The 15,009-nt window shown below is 45.7% G+C and carries 17 protein-coding genes; 7 read left to right on the top strand and 10 right to left on the bottom strand.

Annotation, left to right across the window (positions count from 1 at the left end; all coding sequences use genetic code 11):
- The 5 genes from QJS83_RS01475 to QJS83_RS01455 are packed head-to-tail and all read right to left on the bottom strand — an operon-like array spanning position 1 to position 4,296.
- Positions 1 to 771, bottom strand: coding sequence for a type III pantothenate kinase (locus tag QJS83_RS01475; protein ID WP_284607110.1), 771 nt, complete (start codon positions 769 to 771; stop codon positions 1 to 3).
- On the bottom strand, positions 768 to 2,036 hold the full coding sequence (gene coaBC / locus QJS83_RS01470) for a bifunctional phosphopantothenoylcysteine decarboxylase/phosphopantothenate--cysteine ligase CoaBC (protein WP_284607108.1): 1,269 nt from the start codon (positions 2,034 to 2,036) through the stop codon (positions 768 to 770). The genes QJS83_RS01475 and coaBC overlap by 4 nt, the downstream gene beginning before the upstream one ends.
- Positions 2,023 to 2,778: a pantoate--beta-alanine ligase gene (panC, locus tag QJS83_RS01465; RefSeq protein ID WP_284607107.1), complete on the bottom strand. Its 756-nt coding sequence runs from the start codon at positions 2,776 to 2,778 to the stop codon at positions 2,023 to 2,025. Before panC ends, coaBC begins: the two co-directional genes overlap by 14 nt.
- Complete coding sequence (gene panB, locus QJS83_RS01460; protein WP_284607106.1) at positions 2,775 to 3,566, bottom strand: 3-methyl-2-oxobutanoate hydroxymethyltransferase; 792 nt, start codon at positions 3,564 to 3,566, stop codon at positions 2,775 to 2,777. The genes panC and panB overlap by 4 nt, the downstream gene beginning before the upstream one ends.
- Before the next feature lie 7 nt (positions 3,567 to 3,573).
- Positions 3,574 to 4,296 carry a Rossmann-like and DUF2520 domain-containing protein gene (locus QJS83_RS01455; protein ID WP_284607104.1) on the bottom strand — a complete coding sequence of 241 codons (723 nt, stop codon included), beginning with the start codon at positions 4,294 to 4,296 and terminating at the stop codon, positions 3,574 to 3,576.
- Between the two features lie 162 nt (positions 4,297 to 4,458).
- Here QJS83_RS01455 and QJS83_RS01450 point away from each other — a divergent pair, with 162 nt between their 5' ends.
- The 4 genes from QJS83_RS01450 (at position 4,459) to QJS83_RS01435 (ending at position 7,369) form a co-directional block, all read left to right on the top strand.
- Positions 4,459 to 5,193, top strand: a complete 735-nt coding sequence (locus QJS83_RS01450; protein WP_284607103.1) for a hypothetical protein — start codon at positions 4,459 to 4,461, stop codon at positions 5,191 to 5,193.
- A 23-nt stretch (positions 5,194 to 5,216) separates the two neighbouring features.
- Positions 5,217 to 5,780, top strand: coding sequence for a hypothetical protein (locus QJS83_RS01445; RefSeq protein WP_284607102.1), 564 nt, complete (start codon positions 5,217 to 5,219; stop codon positions 5,778 to 5,780).
- A gap of 11 nt (positions 5,781 to 5,791) precedes the next feature.
- Positions 5,792 to 6,502 (top strand): SDR family NAD(P)-dependent oxidoreductase, encoded by a 711-nt coding sequence (locus QJS83_RS01440; protein WP_284607101.1) that lies wholly within the window; start codon positions 5,792 to 5,794, stop codon positions 6,500 to 6,502.
- Between the two features lie 99 nt (positions 6,503 to 6,601).
- A complete protein-coding gene (locus QJS83_RS01435; RefSeq protein WP_284607100.1) occupies positions 6,602 to 7,369 on the top strand; it encodes a cyclic nucleotide-binding domain-containing protein in 768 nt (255 codons plus the stop codon).
- Positions 7,370 to 7,372: 3 nt separating this feature from the next.
- Here the strand turns inward: QJS83_RS01435 and QJS83_RS01430 are convergent, their stop codons facing one another.
- Positions 7,373 to 8,179, bottom strand: a complete 807-nt coding sequence (locus tag QJS83_RS01430; RefSeq protein ID WP_284607099.1) for a helix-turn-helix domain-containing protein — start codon at positions 8,177 to 8,179, stop codon at positions 7,373 to 7,375.
- 117 nt (positions 8,180 to 8,296) lie between these two features.
- On the opposite strand from QJS83_RS01430, the gene QJS83_RS01425 reads away from it, so the two are divergent.
- Positions 8,297 to 8,686 (top strand): hypothetical protein, encoded by a 390-nt coding sequence (locus QJS83_RS01425; RefSeq protein WP_284607097.1) that lies wholly within the window; start codon positions 8,297 to 8,299, stop codon positions 8,684 to 8,686.
- 70 nt (positions 8,687 to 8,756) lie between these two features.
- Here the strand turns inward: QJS83_RS01425 and QJS83_RS01420 are convergent, their stop codons facing one another.
- From QJS83_RS01420 to QJS83_RS01405, 4 genes are all read right to left on the bottom strand, one after another.
- On the bottom strand, positions 8,757 to 10,130 hold the full coding sequence (locus QJS83_RS01420; protein ID WP_284607096.1) for an HAD-IG family 5'-nucleotidase: 1,374 nt from the start codon (positions 10,128 to 10,130) through the stop codon (positions 8,757 to 8,759).
- 3 nt (positions 10,131 to 10,133) lie between these two features.
- Positions 10,134 to 10,499 carry a rhodanese-like domain-containing protein gene (locus QJS83_RS01415; protein WP_284607095.1) on the bottom strand — a complete coding sequence of 122 codons (366 nt, stop codon included), beginning with the start codon at positions 10,497 to 10,499 and terminating at the stop codon, positions 10,134 to 10,136.
- Positions 10,500 to 10,587: 88 nt separating this feature from the next.
- Positions 10,588 to 10,929 (bottom strand): hypothetical protein, encoded by a 342-nt coding sequence (locus QJS83_RS01410; RefSeq protein WP_284607094.1) that lies wholly within the window; start codon positions 10,927 to 10,929, stop codon positions 10,588 to 10,590.
- 136 nt (positions 10,930 to 11,065) lie between these two features.
- Complete coding sequence (locus QJS83_RS01405) at positions 11,066 to 13,030, bottom strand: M13 family metallopeptidase (protein ID WP_284607092.1); 1,965 nt, start codon at positions 13,028 to 13,030, stop codon at positions 11,066 to 11,068.
- Positions 13,031 to 13,182: 152 nt separating this feature from the next.
- On the opposite strand from QJS83_RS01405, the gene QJS83_RS01400 reads away from it, so the two are divergent.
- Together QJS83_RS01400 and QJS83_RS01395 are read left to right on the top strand one after the other, a co-directional pair.
- Positions 13,183 to 13,698 (top strand): hypothetical protein, encoded by a 516-nt coding sequence (locus QJS83_RS01400; protein WP_284607090.1) that lies wholly within the window; start codon positions 13,183 to 13,185, stop codon positions 13,696 to 13,698.
- A 64-nt stretch (positions 13,699 to 13,762) separates the two neighbouring features.
- Positions 13,763 to 15,007, top strand: coding sequence for a DEAD/DEAH box helicase (locus QJS83_RS01395; protein ID WP_284607089.1), 1,245 nt, complete (start codon positions 13,763 to 13,765; stop codon positions 15,005 to 15,007).
- The last annotated feature ends 2 nt before the right edge of the window (positions 15,008 to 15,009 follow it).

The raw sequence follows: 15,009 nt of genomic DNA, 5'->3' as shown, positions 1-15,009 counted from the left end.
TTAAGTATTGTATTGCAAAGCGATTAACATGCCCTTGAGAACTAAATCCGGGACAATCTCATCGAATATTTTCTCTTTTTCAAATAAATATGCAAATCCTCCAGTCCCAACGACTAGGGGCTTTTCTCCGTGAAAGCTCTCTTTTGTGATTCTTTCTACAATCTCTTTTATGGTGCCGATATGGCCGTAATAGAGACCGGATTGAATGCTTTCTACCGTAGAGCGGCCCAAAGCTTCATGCATAGAGATGATCTCTACTGACGGAAGTTTCGCCGTTTTACTTTCCAAGGCCTCCATGCACAGACGCAGACCCGCGACGATGGAGCCGCCAAGATAATCTTTTTCTTTCGTAACCGCGCAGAATGTCGTTGCCGTCCCCAGATCCACCAGGATCAGATTCTTTCCTGGATAAAGATGAGTCGCCGCAATAGAGTTGGCAATACGATCCGCGCCGACTTCCACGGGATTGCGATACTTTACTTTTAATCCTGTTTTTACTCCTGCTTGCAAAATAAAAGGATTGATATTGAAGTATTTCATACAAGCGCCACGCAAAGAGTAAATCACTTCAGGAACAACGCTGCAGATGGCGATTTGTTTTACTTTCGCAGGATCATAACCGTTTTCACGAATTGCCGTACGCAAAAAGATTCCCGTTTCATCCGAAGAGGCCCCGCTTTTAGAGTTTTTTCGGAATGAAAGTACCATTTTATCTTTTTCAAACAGACCGGCATAGATCTGCGTATTACCTACATCAAGACAAAGAATCATAGAATTTCCTTGGGAATTAAAACCTGAATAAGTTCACCCACCAAAACACCGAGGTTGTCGCAGACAACCGAAGATGTTGGACTGATCAGAGTGAATTTGTGAGTTTTTTGAACGATATCAATTTCCGCTAAGTCGTTGTGAACGACGTAATCCGCTTTGGAACTTTTAAAAAGTTTTTCAACAGCGGCTTGACGTTCCTCGGCTGAAGCATGGCTTGTTAATTTGAAAGCGATAACCTGTAAGGATTTATTTTTTGAATAAGTTTTTAAGCGATCCACAATCTTATGATTGCGCTTCAAATGGATGCTCATAGCGTCCACATCCGAACTGAGTTTTTTCACTTCGAAAGGACGAACCTTTTTTCCAGCCGCTTCGATCGTGTCGACCGAATAGTCGCTGACTGCCGCTGCATGAATCACGTGCGTGAAATCTTCGCTGCCAAGATACTCTTTCATTTTCTCGTCGAGACTTGCAAAGCTTGTGAAATAATCTCTGCGCGACACGTGTTCCGTTTTTGGCGTGCCGTGAGCTTGCAGCAAAGTGACTTCAAACCCCATTTGCGCCATGTACTCCGCTAAAGCAATTCCCGTACGACCCGAGCTCAAATTACTGATCACCCGAACAGTATCAATGGGTTCTTGCGTTCCGCCCGCTGTGATCAACACTTTAACTTTGGAAAGAGCGGTCCTACGTGAATCTTTGGCTGGTTCCTGTGCCGGAGATTTCTTCTGAAGAGCTTCAAGAACAAACTTCAGAATCATATCAGGCTCAAGAAGTTTTCCCCAGCCTTCCTCACCGCAAGCAAGAATTCCGGAAGCCGTGTCTAAGATTTGCAAGCCCATCCCGCGCAAAGTTTCGAGGGACTTTTGCGTCACCGGGTGCAAGTACATGCTTGTGTTCATGGCGGGCGCAATCAGGAAAGGCTTTTTAAAATCATGCGCCAGGAAAAGTGTCTGGACTAAATCGTCACCAACACCTTGAGCGGCCTTGTTCAAAAAGCTCGCCGTCGCCGGAGCTACAACAATTGCATCAGCCCATCTCATAAGATGAATATGATCCATGACATTGCCAGCGGCATACATATCGCTGACGACAGGTTTGCCAGTGAGACCTTCCAATGTGGCATTGCCGACAAATTTCAAAGCAGAAGGGGTTGCAACGACCTGCACTTCGCAGCCATTTTGGACCAAGCGAGAGATCACGTGGCACGCTTTGTAACAGGCAATAGAACCTGTCATGATGAAGAGCACTTTAGATTTTGACATTGTCAATCAACCTCACTTCTCCCAGTTTTGCGGCAACAAAGCGACGGTCTTCAATATCCGTTACGTAATCAACAATAAAGCCCAACTCCGTCAGTTTGCGAGTCGCCTCGGCCGCTGTTTTAGAACCTGTGATGGCTTTAAAAATCTCGGGAGCTTGGGTGCGCTCTTCAGCACTAAGTCGCGTATTGCGTGAACTCATCGCCAATCCGTCTTTTTCGCGCACAGTGGGAACGGGAACGATTTCCACATCCATGAAAAAGCTTTCCACCATGCCTTTAATCAAAGTCAGTTGTTGAAAATCTTTTTCGCCGAAATAGGCGCGATGAGGCGCAACGATATTAAATAACTTCATGACAACAGAAAGAACGCCGTCGAAATGTCCCGGGCGGTGCGCGCCATCTAATAACTTAGAATATTCATTCTCTGTGACTTTATAGCGGTAGCTGTCCGGATACATTTCGGGATAGCGCGGATAGAAAATCGCATTCACGTTATTTCGTTTTGCCATCTCAAAATCTTGATCCCAAGTTAAAGGATACTTTTCAAAATCTTTGGGATCGTTGAATTGTGTTGGATTTACAAAGATCGAAAGAACGACGACGTCATTTTCTTGGCGAGCTTGCTTGATCAGCTCTTCATGGCCCGAGTGCAAAGCGCCCATAGTGGGAACGAATCCCACTTTGCCTGGCTGTTGTTTGCGCCAGGCCTTAAATTCTTGAGGAGAGCGTAAGATCATTGTCATGAGTAACTCTCTTTCTCGGTCGGGAATTGGCTCGCAACGACTTCATTGTGGTAAGTATTGAAGACATCTTTCAAAGTCGCAAAACCGTTGAAATAAGTTTTTAAATATTTAGGTTTAAAGCCTTCATTCATGCCGAGCATATCCTGCAAGACTAAAACTTGGCCGTCGCAATCAGGGCCTGCGCCGATACCAATAGTAGGAATGTCCAACGACGCCGTAATCTCTTTGGCAAGTTTCGAAGGCACGCATTCCAAGACTAAGGAAAAAGCGCCGGCCTCTTGTAATTGCAAAGCTTGTTCTTTTAATTTCTGCTGGGCCTTTTCGTCACGTCCTTGCACTTTAAACCCGCCAAGTTGGTGTACAGATTGAGGCGTCAAACCGATATGCCCCATCACCGGCACGCCCGAATCTACGAGATGACGAACAAGGTTGATGTTTCCCGCCGCGCCTTCAAGTTTCACGGCGTGCGCGCCCGCTTTCATGATTTTTTCAACGGACGTCATGTTTGCCGTAAGACCTTTGCGGTAACTCATGAAGGGAAGATCTGCGATGACGAATTTTTCACCGGCACCACGAACGACAGCAGCGGTATGTAAAGCCAGCATATTCACGGAGGCGTTCAAAGTCGTCTGATGACCATGCATAGTCATTGCCAAAGAATCTCCGACCAGGATGCAATCGATATTGCTGTCCGCGACGATACGAGCGAAAGAATAATCATAACAAGTGATCATCGAGATCTTTTGTTTTTTGCTTTTCTTTTCATGGAAATCGAGGATGGTTTTCATAGGAGCCTCACTTTCGCGGATAGTCCGGCCAATAAGCTTTTAAAAAACTTTGATAAATTTCGTGGTATCGATCCTGTTCAAGAGCTCGCAGATTTGCGCTGACGGTTTCGACATCTTTGCGGACAAGGGGACCTGTCAAAGCGGTGTTGGGATTTGCAAATGTATTCGCCACGACCTTCTCGACGTAAATACGCGCGGCCTCGTTAGGAACATTCAGCTCTTCAAATCCCGACAGCATTTTTGCAATCAACAACGTGACAAAGTTTCCGCCTAAAACGCAGTAAGAGTGATAAAGCGCTTTATCTTGGGCCGGAATCGTCGAAAAAGAATTGGGCAATCCAGGAAGAGCGTCCGCTAAAGAAGCGGCCCCTGTCAGAGTAAAGTGGATTTGCTTATAAAAATTAAAATCGTAAAGCTCTTGCCCAAAAGTCATCAACGGATGGGCTGAGATCATGCCTTCAAAATATTGAGCTCCGGAAAACTGCACTAAAACTTTTTCGTGACCCGCTAAATGCTGTCGGTAAAAACCTTCCAGAGCTGTGTCGGAGATCGCCAAAAGAACGTGCGTCGCCGCTGAAACTTTGCGAGCCAAAGCATGTGGATCTTGAGAGCGGTCCCAAGAATCGAAGCTGATATTTAACAAATGAAAGTAGTGAGCTAAATGGCGGGCGACCCGGCCAGAGCCTATAATAAGATAAGAAAAAGAAGATGGTGTATTCGTCGCCTTCATATATTTCGGTACCTGTCTTTTTAGGGATCAAGTCCTCTGTAATGCTCGCAAACTAGCACAATTCTATCAGAAGACAACCCTCATTGCCACTCTGTGGCATCCTGTTAGAACGCACGTTAAGGAGCTGGACTTAGCTCCTTATCTAGGGGAAGTTCCTGAGCTATGAAGTACTTTTATTGGATTTGCGCCGTTGCGGTGATTGCTTTAGGAATTTTCTTTGCGACTCAGTTTTCAATTCAGCCCAAGTCCATTCCTAAAATCAAATTTTCTCAAGTCTCTTTGCCCGAAGAGCTTGGCAAAGGCATTTACGAACGTCTGCGCTTAGAGATCAAAGAATCGCCGATTGTTCTGTTGGGTGTTACACCCAATCACATTGAAGACATTGAATTGTGGCGCGGCTTCCTTGAGGCCAATCAGGAACAGGGTTCGAAGTATGACGTGATTGTCGTTGAACCAATGCTGCCCTACGTGGAGCTTTTTCCCTCCAACATGCGCATCGATATCAAAGAAGACATGAACCGTTTTGTTGAGGGTGTTAAAAAAGCCCGCGAACAAGGATTGCGTGTCGCCGTCATCGTTCCAAACATTTATTCTTCGCAACTTTTGAAAAAAAATCCTGCCAACAGATTGAAAGAAGAGTACAAACTCGACGTAACAAGTTTTTCGATTATGAAATTCCCGGTCACACGAGAACAAGAAGAAGCGTTTGAACCGAAATGTGTCGTGGAAGCCGGCAAGGACTTTAGCGGTCAAGGTCCCATCGGTTGTATGGTGCGCGAGATCGCAAGAAAAACTTATCGTAAAAAATTTGAAGACGGAAAATATTCAGGCTTGATGGAGCAAACCGGTTCAAAAGACTATCTGATTCTTTTTAACCGCAATGCGGGTTCCAAATAAGCATGAAACTTGGGGGAGGAAAAATGAAATTCATCTTAGCTCTTTTCGTTACATTGACAGGAGTGACAGCCGTTGCTGCCAGCAATCTTGAAGGCGAGTGGAGCAGCGTCGATGGCCGCGCTGTCGTAAGTCTCATCGAATTTGACGGCAAGCTGACAATGAACACACGCAGTTATTATCCTAATGGCGCTCCTTCAGATTACTTCTTCGAGTTCCGCGTTCCTCAAGACCGTGATGTTGAGCCCGGTGAAATCTTGCAGGGGCGTTTGCGCAGTATCGACGGATACTACGGCTGTGTTTTTGATGAACCGGCAAAGGCGCAACTGACTCACGACGGAAAATTAAAATTGCATTATCCGCTTTTGACATTCCACCGCGAAACGCGTTCCGTGCGTCAAGGTGTCGGCCGCGGCTATTATCGTGAAATCGATTGGACAGGCTGGGGTTGGGTTGAAAGATATTATTCTTTCCCTATCGAGCGCTACCGTGTGATTTCGTGCGAGTGCGTGATTGATCAAAGAAACTGGACAACGGGAATTTTAGTTCCTGTTGGCAATACCGAAATTCCAGTTCCACAACCAGAGTAAACGGGGACACGATGAAGAAGATAGCTATCGTCACAGGCGCAAATCGCGGATTGGGTTTGGCAACAAGTGAGGCCCTTGCGCAGCGTGGGTTCAAAGTGGTGATGGCTATGCGCAGTCCCGATAAAGCGCAAAAGCAAGTGAACGCATTGAAGATGAAAGATCTCGACGTCGTTCCAATGAAGCTCGATCTTTCACAAGAAAAAAGTATTACCGATTTTGCTGAAGCGATCAAAAAGGAATATGGGTTTGTCGACGTTCTTGTGAACAACGCCGGTATTCTTATCGACAGCGAAGATGGTGGTAATTCAAGTCTTTTCAAAACCAAAGCGACGACTATTCAGAAGACCTTTACGACGAACACGATAGGTCCTTTTTTACTGACGCAAAAACTTTTTCCTTTGATGAAGCAAGAAGGATACGGCCGAGTCGTCAATGTCTCTAGTGGGATGGCCCAGCTTTCAAATCCGCAGTCGGCCTCGGCAGCTTACCGTATTTCCAAGACGGCATTAAACATGGTCACGAATCTTTTCGCATCTGAAGTCAGCGGCGAAGACATTTGCGTGAACTCGGTTTCTCCGGGGTGGGTGCGTACGGATATGGGTGGTCCAAATGCGGATCGTTCGCTTGAGCAAGGGATCAAAGGAATCGTTTGGGCGGCGACTCTTCCAAAAGGAGGCCCGAACGGAGGGTTCTTCCGCGACGGCGAGCCTATTTCTTGGTAATAAATGTCACTTTAGTCTAAGGATCATTTTCTTCCCGTTGAATATTGGCTTCTGGGGCTTCATATTTAGGTCTACATAGTAATCGTGTAGGGATCTTTGATGTCGGACCTAGAAAATAAAAAAATCTTTCTTATCGCTTCCAGCAACTCGCAAGAAATTTCAAAACTCGAGCAGCACATCAAAGCGCGGATCTCGCATGCGACAGTTTTTTCTGCGGTGGATGGGATCGAAGCTTTGTTTAAAAGTGAAAACGTGCCTCCGCATGTCGTGCTGATTGATTCCAATGTGCAAAAGATTCAAGCCCTGGATCTTGTCGATAAGTTTTTAAGACGCAAAGATCGAGTGGCTGTCGTCGTCGTTTCAGATCGTCTGGACAAGGAACATTTGGTCGACGAAGTCGTCACAGGACAGGTTCAATTCGTTGAAAGACCGGTCAAGGAATCTCAATTAGGACAAGCACTGACACGAGCATTGAACTGGGTTGCCGACGGCGAGAACTCCAATTATCGATTGCGCTTTCTTGCCGCAAACGAAGTTTTGATTCAGCACGGAGAAAAAGGTGACTACGTTTACTTGGTAAAGTCAGGAAAACTGAAAGCCTACCGTGAGGACAATGGGCAACACGTCGTTTTAGGCCAGATTCAGCCCGGTGAATTCGTGGGCGAAATGTCTTATATTAATAATGAAGCGCGTTCTGCCAGTGTCATGAGTTTAACCGACTGCGAACTTATCGAAATTCCCAGCAAGTCCTTGGATGTTTTGTTATTCTCTCGTCCAGCATGGTCGAAGGCGCTTGTGAAAACATTGTCTCAACGTCTTAAAAACTCCAACGAAGAAAAAACGCAAAAAGCGGCCGAGGAAAATTAGTCTTTATTTCGGTAAAGCTTTTAAACGCAATCTTCCTGCTTCAGAGACTGCCTTCGAAGTTATGAAACTTTTAAGGTCCGTCACTGACACCCATTGCATGGTCTGCAAGTTTTTATTGGAAACTTTCATTTCGCGAATAGCGGTTCTTAGCAAATCGATCTCGAGTTCTTTTAGTCTTTGTAAAAAACTTTGGTAGGTAGAGGGTTTCATTCGCAAACAGCGGATGATAAATTTACCTGACTTTTGATTCTCGGGTCTGGCGATACTGCGAACGGAATCAACACTCCATTCTTGGTAGATGTGTTCAAGAAAGGGACCTGAGCCGAAATCTCTGACATGTGAAAGCGGTGGAAGTTTGATTTTATTACCGGGCAAAAGTTGTATCCAGCCAAAAGAATCCAATGTTTTAAGAATTTTAAAAGTTTCAGCATTGCTTAATTGGAATTCAGTCTGGATTTCTTCGACGCTATTTCTTTCGATGAGCAGTCGAACGAAGAAATAAAAAGTTTCTTTGTTCTCGAGGAAATATTTTTGCTCCTCAGAGCTAAAGGTGACGGAGTGAGTTTCGTTGTTTTCAATTTCATTAAGTAAATCTGTGATTCGCAAACCAAGAGCGCCGGCTATTTGCGAGACTCTGCTGAAGGAGATGTCATTACTTGAGAAAACTTTTTTAAGACCCGATTCGGACATTCCCAATTGCTTCGCAAGTTCCGCGTATGAAATCTTTCGCTCTCGCAAAATGTTCTTCAGCAAAGACATCAGAGCTTTGAATTCTTCTTGAGAATCTTGAATCGGCACTAAAGGCGTCATAAGAGTTCCTTATTTAGGTACTGCTCAAATAGCGTTAGCAAAGGGATTCTCGAATTTGTATATCTCGGGGGTACGCAAATTCAACTAGACTCAATCATTATTAAAAAGGGGAACATAATGAAAGCAGTAAATGTATTTTTCAAATTTTCATTGGTATTTGGACTTCTAGTTTCTGCTGCGACGGCGCAAGCATTTGAATACAACTACACTATTAAGGGTGATTACGAAGTGGGTGGCAGTTGTGAAAAACAAACTTGGATTCAAGATACTCCACAACACGGCCACTGGGAGATTGAGAAAATTTCATCACCAAATGACCCTGGTAATTTGTCATACGTGACAGTGGGAGGTCACTACTTCCGTATTTTGCGAGACGGTCAATGTTCTCTCTTTCAAGCAATGTTGGATTGCCCTTCACAAAAAGGATCTTTGGAGATTCACGATATGAACGGTCCCATTTACGACAGAGCAGCTATGGTGAAGTCATTTAAGTGTTTGAAAAGATAGTTCCGTAAAAACAGAGCAAAAAAAAGCCGCCAGAGATGGCGGCTTTTTTTATGTAAACTCACAACCAGCGTTAGTAAAGCTCGTGCGCCAAAGGACGGCGAGGAGCGCGGAAGTAAGTTCTTGGCGACAGATCCAAAAGATCCGCCAGCTTTTCCATATACACGCATGCATAACGATCGAGCTGGTAGGCAAAATAACTTTCTTCGTTGCCGGCTCTCATCAATTGACCCCAGTTCGCGTTATACATCGACTGTTGCTTTTTGATGAGCTGACTGATCTGCGCATCGATCTCAGAAATCGTTTTTTGCAAAGTTTCGATCTGCTGTTCGCTGACGTCTCCGACCTTCTCAATTCGACGGGTCATCAAATCCGTCAACTCGTCTTCAAGAGGTTCTTTTTTCTTCATCAGAACTTCGATCTCTTGGTTGATTGGCTCGGCCGTTTTGTTGTTGTTCACTTCTTCATCGAGCTCTTCGATGACCATCGCTGTTCGCCAGTTACAATCCTTTTTCAATCGAAGGATGTCGCCGTAGATATGATCCCCGATATAAAGAATATCATCACCGGCAAGTTCAAGGTCGGCCGTGAATTTCTTCGCGTTACCACCTTGGTAAATGCCCGGCGTCAGTTTGCCTTCCATATTCGTCATCGTTCCGTCTGCAGGATTGACGCGAAGATACTTCTGGCTTTCGTAGAAGAACTTCGGTTTGGAAGCAAACGTGATCACGAACTCGAACAGATCTTGCCAAGACTTGTGTTCTTTCAAGAACGGTTGAATCGCGTAATCCAACAAAAGCTTCGTGTAGTGGAAATCAGAGTTCGTCAGAACGAAGATCTTTTTTCCGTGGCGACGGAACTTCTCAAGGCCCGCAACCAACTCTGGATCTTTGATGATGTAGTGATCCAGATTTTTCTTAACGACGTCTTTCAAAGAACCGTCGCGGTGAGCTTCATCCAAAGCATCCAACACGTCGTCGGCGATTTGTGAATACTCAGGATATTTATTAGCAACGTCTGTATCTTTCAACTCTACGATCTGCGCGATCAAGTTCGCCAATGAGATCGAGAAAGACGTATCAACAGCCAAATAATCGCTGTTCGACAAGTCAATGTAAGTGGATTTATAAAGCTTTTGATGGCTTTTGAAATCCAACGGCTTTAATCCATGGTAGCTCGCGCGAATCGCCGTGTAGCGATTCAGCTTTAACAGATTTCCCATCTTACGATCGATCACGAGGCCGCGAATGGCGTAGTTATAGTCGAACGTCAACTTGCGCAAAGTTTCAGGGTATCCGCGCTTCACAAGCTTATCGATCATTGTTGTATGCGAAAGTCTTTCAAAGTTCTCGCTGTTATAACGAACCAACGTGTGGTCCATGTCGACGCCGATGTAGCGGATCTTTTTTAAATTCAAAGTTCTATTAACAAATACTTTTCCAGTCATTTTCTATCTTTCAGTCGGAAGTTGCAGGTCGTTCCATAGGAGCATTCCGCCCTGCATATTATAAACGTGCGTAAGGCCATTCATCATCGCGTAGGCTGTGGCTTTGGCGGAACGCCCGCCGCTGCGACAAATGAACACCACTGTTTGGTCTTTAGGTAATTTTTCAAGATGATCAGGAAGAGTATCAAGAACCACAAGCTCGGATCCAGGTACGTGTCCTAGTTCGCCAACATATTCTTCAGGCTGACGAACATCGATCATTTTCACGTGCGACATCATTTTCTGCAGCTCTTGAGGAGCGATGTCATAAACGCCCTCGTAATGAGGGTTTTCGGTTTTGTTTTCGAAGTTAATTAACTTCACTGTCACAGAGTCCTCCTGCGTCAGAGTCAAGACTCTAACATTAACATCTGCCGCAAAAGACAGCAAGCAGCAGGGATTTTTCGGAGGGGCTGCATCACTGGATTTCTGTGGCAGGGGCTACGCAGCGGAACCCGACGTGAGTATTGGAATAATTTGGAGCATTGTCCAGATCTAAGGCTAAAATGCCGGTATCTGTGCCGTTATAATAAGAGCCACCACGAGCGACAGCGCCTCCTGGCGAGCTCGTCCAGGTATAACCCATTCCACAGAAGTCGTTCATATTTGGATCAGCACAAAGAAGTGGAGAAGGTGGAGCATACTCCGTGGCAAGGGGACCTCCAGCGGTTACAAGGTCCGAAATATACTTGTTTGCTTCCGATCCTGAGAGTGGGACTACAGACGGCATCAAAATCGTATCCGTAACAGGGATGATCATCTCCGCCAGCCTCTAGTAAAGGTCCAAAGCCATTATCAAAATGACCGCGATTGATATTCCCCCAAGGGAATGTGATCTGGATTTTAGAAAAAGGGAGCGTCTCAAAGTTGAATAGCTCCCTCTTGTTGTTGGGCGACTACCAGATTTTTACGCGTTCATTCTCAGGAAGAGTCATTTTATCTCCCGGTTTGCACTGGAACGTTTCCGCGAAAGCCGGTTGATGTTTTACCTGTTCGTTGATGCGCGCTTCGCCGGAAGCATGAGGATCTGTCTTGCGCATCAACTTATCGAAATCAGGGCGAGTGACGGAGCACCATACGCGCCCGTAAGCCACGAAGAACGTTTTCTTATTTTCCGCCGTGCCGACACCTTTCGGGAAAGCCGCATTGTAAGCGAACGTGAGACCTACTAAGTCTGCGACATTCTCACCCAGGGTCAATTTGCCGTCGTGACCGATTTTATTGAATTGGTCGATCATCTTCTGGCCGCGCAGATTGAACTCCATAATATCTTTTGTCGTCATCCATTGTTTAAGGCGTCCTTCAGAATCGTATTTCGATCCGCTGTCGTCAATGCTGTGGCCCAACTCGTGGCCCATAACCGCACCTACGGCACCCAAGTTTTCAATTACGGAGCCGTCTTTATCATAGAACGGGTATTGCAGAATGCCGATCGGCAGAACGAATTTGTTTTCATTGCTGCTGTAGTAAGCGTTCACAGTCAAAGGACCCATGCCCCAAGCGTCCTGGTTCGCAGGTTCGCGCACTTCCTGCATCGCTTTTTCCCAGCGAGCTTCCGCGAACGTGTGCAAATTCTGTAAGTAGTTATTGATGGAGTACTTCTTCAAAGGCATGAAGTCCCACTCTTTATCCGTGTGCGGTTTTACCAGTTGCAGACGTGCCTTCTCGATTTTGGCGATGGCTCCGGCCTTTCCTTCTTTGGAAAGCCACGTGTTATTTTTAAGTCCGTCCAGAATGCTGGCGCGAATACGTGCGCCTACCTCATTGACTTTTGTTTCGTCAAAATGAGGGAACACTTTATCGACTAAAGCGGCGTCCATCTCTTTCATAAAGTAATTCGTAACAACCGTCGTGCAGCGCTCTTGGCGATCCGGTCTTGTATCTGGGCCACCGAAGAATTTCTTGTCGAATTTAAATTGAGCTTTGAAATACTTCTGATAAGCATCGTCCATATTGTCGGAAAGCGCGCGGTAAAGATAGACGTCCTTCCACACCTGCAAAGGCCTTTTGCCCAGTTCCGCGTTTAAGAACTCAAGAGATTCTGGAATCGGAGTATTGATCAAAAGATTCTCCGGCACATTTGCAAAAACCAGCCGAAGCTGCAAGTGCGGATACTTTTTAGTCAAGTCTGCCTGACTTGAAACTCGTTTTTCACTCCAGCGCTGGTGACGAACGGCTGCGACCGGAAAAGTTTTAATAAACTCTTGCTCCAAAGAGATAAGCGCTTGCGCCTTTTCTTTTGCCACTGATTTTTTCAGTTGCGGCTGAATGGAACGAAAGAAAAGAGTCAGAACTTTTTCATATTCTTTCAAGAGTTCAGGGTTTTCATAGTATTTATGATCAGGCAACGCCATAAAGTTCGAGTACAGCATTCCATCCATTTTTTTGGGATCATCCAAGTTCGGAGAAGGCCAAAAGGAAACGAAGTTGCCGAAACCCTTCGGTAGATTTTTATGCGAGTACTGGATCAACTCTTCCGTCGTTTTGATTTGCTCGATTTCTTTAATCATGCGCGTGACTTCTGATTTTTCTGAGCGCACTTTTTCCGGAGCATTCATGCAGGACAAATAAACGTCACGAATTTGCTCCGTGCGTGGATTCAAATCCTTCGCTGTCGGCAACGACTTCATGAAATCCATCTTCACTTTCAAAAGGCGTTCGCGCGAATCATTGAATGCAAAAGTGTGATGGCTGCGGTCGGGGCGCAGCTTGAAGCTCGCTTCAGCCTTGGAGCAAACGTACTTGTGAAAGTCTTCACAAGGATTGACGGCCGTATTAAGAGGGAACTCGCGCTTTGCCGGAATATCAGAAGAAGGTGCGGCTGCGAATGACAAGCTGGAAATCAGAAGAAGTTTTAGCATCCTAAGTGATCCTTTTTTTATTTAACAGTTCTAGAATGGTAATCCTCATCCAGTTCATTTTAAAGGGCATTGAGACTATGATCGAGGGCGTTATTCCTCGAGAAAGTTGTTTCTCCGGAACATCCGAGGTAACCAGAAAATCTGGGGGTCCTATGAAACGTTTTATTCTTCTTTTGCTTGCGACGACAGCTTTGGCTGCGTGTAAGACAGTTCAAATCGAAAATGGCGAAGTGCCTGATGAGCATCTGGCTCGTGCAAAAAAGCTGGAGGGAGTTTACTCTGGTTCTTTCCAAGGTCGCCGTGGTCAATTGACGATCACGTTTGAAGGAAACAAGCCGATTCTTCTTTACAAAGACACGCGCGGCGAAAGTCTGTTGATGCCGGAATGCCGTTCGTCTATCGACAACTTAAAATGGGCTTACGTGACTCGCAAAGGCGTTGTTGAGTCGGTAGGTTTTTATTTTGATCCAGGCATTTGCAATATCGACGGACGTGAGGTGATGTTGAGTTTGAGCAACAACTACAACACAATTCGTTTGAGCTTGCTTGAGCGCCGTTACTTCGACAGACGCTGCCGTTGGGAAGTGCGCGATCCTCGCCATGGTCCGACAGAAGTCTGTGAAGTCTTCCAGCGCGATGTGACTCTTGAAGGCAAATTCTCTCGCTAATTCCTGAATTTCCGTTCGGAAATTTATTTGTAGGAGCGGTCATGTGATGGCATGATCGTTCCTCATGGCAGCCCAATACTCCGTTGAACTTTCCCCTGAACAGTCTGAAGCCCTGGAACTCCTGCGTTCCGGCGAGAATGTTTTTTTAACAGGTGGGGCGGGCAGCGGTAAAAGTTTTCTAATTCGCCACTTCATGCGCGAACTTGATCCCAAAGAAATGCCCATTCTTGCCAGCACGGGGGCTGCAGCCGTCTTGTTGGGTGGTCGGACTTTCCACAGTTTTTTTGGACTTGGAATCATGGAGGGCGGACCTGACGCGACTTATGCGCGGGCCTCTAAAGATACAAAATTATTGGCGCGTTTACGTAAAGTCGAAGGCGTGATCATTGATGAGATTTCAATGATTCCAGGACAGGCCTTAATGATTGCAGAGGCTTTAGCACAAAGAGCCCGCGAATCAAAACTCCCTTGGGGAGGAATGCGAATCATTTCCGTAGGGGATTTTGCGCAATTGCCTCCGGTGACGCAGACGAGTCAGCGCGACTGGTGTTTTATGAATGAGGTGTGGAGACAAAGCGGTTTTCAAACCGTAATGCTTTCGCACAACCAGCGCGTTTCTGAAAATCACTTTTTAAATATTCTTAGCGATGTTCGCCACGGTTTGGTGACTGAACAAGTGCGCGATTTTCTCAATGAACATATTAAAACTCATGATGAAGATCATCCGGGAACAAGATTGTTCCCTCGGAAAATCAATGCGGAGAATTTCAACCAACGCAAACTCAACGAGCTTGCGGAAGAAGAAGTGACGATCGACTCCATTTACTTCGGCTCTGAAAAACATATCGAAATTCTGATGAAATCGGCACCCGTTCCCGTGAAGCTCGTCCTGAAACTCGGTTGTCGTGTGATGTTTTTGCAAAACGATCCGCAAAAACGCTGGGTGAATGGGACCCGCGGCATCGTCACTGATATTTCTTCGGATCGGATCACCGTCAAGAAAGACCAAGGACGCGAAGTTCAGGTTGATAAATCTTCTTTTGCTTTGCAAGACTCCGAAGGCAACATCATGGCCCAAGTGATTCAGTTTCCGCTGACTCTGGCTTATGCCACGACTATTCATAAAAGTCAGGGAGCAACTCTTGATGATCTGTGGTGTGATCTGAGTTCTTTATGGGAGCCGGGTCATGCCTATGTGGCGTTGAGTCGCTTAAGAGCGTCTGAAGGATTGCACTTGATAGGATGGAATCCTCGTTCCATCATTGTAGATCCAAAAGTTTTGGATTTTTACAAACGTCTTGAAAGATAGAA

The sequence above is a fragment of the Bdellovibrio sp. 22V genome, assembly GCF_030169785.1.
GTDB lineage: Bacteria > Bdellovibrionota > Bdellovibrionia > Bdellovibrionales > Bdellovibrionaceae > Bdellovibrio.
This window is presented reverse-complemented; position numbering and strand designations above follow the sequence as displayed.

Coding starts and splice junctions, on each gene's coding strand:
- QJS83_RS01475 (WP_284607110.1), bottom strand. CDS start 771: ATGATTCTTTGTCTTGATGTAGGTAATACGCAGATCTATGCCGGTCTG.
- coaBC (WP_284607108.1), bottom strand. CDS start 2,036: ATGTCAAAATCTAAAGTGCTCTTCATCATGACAGGTTCTATTGCCTGT.
- panC (WP_284607107.1), bottom strand. CDS start 2,778: ATGACAATGATCTTACGCTCTCCTCAAGAATTTAAGGCCTGGCGCAAA.
- panB (WP_284607106.1), bottom strand. CDS start 3,566: ATGAAAACCATCCTCGATTTCCATGAAAAGAAAAGCAAAAAACAAAAG.
- QJS83_RS01455 (WP_284607104.1), bottom strand. CDS start 4,296: ATGAAGGCGACGAATACACCATCTTCTTTTTCTTATCTTATTATAGGC.
- QJS83_RS01450 (WP_284607103.1), top strand. CDS start 4,459: ATGAAGTACTTTTATTGGATTTGCGCCGTTGCGGTGATTGCTTTAGGA.
- QJS83_RS01445 (WP_284607102.1), top strand. CDS start 5,217: ATGAAATTCATCTTAGCTCTTTTCGTTACATTGACAGGAGTGACAGCC.
- QJS83_RS01440 (WP_284607101.1), top strand. CDS start 5,792: ATGAAGAAGATAGCTATCGTCACAGGCGCAAATCGCGGATTGGGTTTG.
- QJS83_RS01435 (WP_284607100.1), top strand. CDS start 6,602: ATGTCGGACCTAGAAAATAAAAAAATCTTTCTTATCGCTTCCAGCAAC.
- QJS83_RS01430 (WP_284607099.1), bottom strand. CDS start 8,179: ATGACGCCTTTAGTGCCGATTCAAGATTCTCAAGAAGAATTCAAAGCT.
- QJS83_RS01425 (WP_284607097.1), top strand. CDS start 8,297: ATGAAAGCAGTAAATGTATTTTTCAAATTTTCATTGGTATTTGGACTT.
- QJS83_RS01420 (WP_284607096.1), bottom strand. CDS start 10,130: ATGACTGGAAAAGTATTTGTTAATAGAACTTTGAATTTAAAAAAGATC.
- QJS83_RS01410 (WP_284607094.1), bottom strand. CDS start 10,929: ATGATCATCCCTGTTACGGATACGATTTTGATGCCGTCTGTAGTCCCA.
- QJS83_RS01405 (WP_284607092.1), bottom strand. CDS start 13,030: ATGCTAAAACTTCTTCTGATTTCCAGCTTGTCATTCGCAGCCGCACCT.
- QJS83_RS01400 (WP_284607090.1), top strand. CDS start 13,183: ATGAAACGTTTTATTCTTCTTTTGCTTGCGACGACAGCTTTGGCTGCG.
- QJS83_RS01395 (WP_284607089.1), top strand. CDS start 13,763: ATGGCAGCCCAATACTCCGTTGAACTTTCCCCTGAACAGTCTGAAGCC.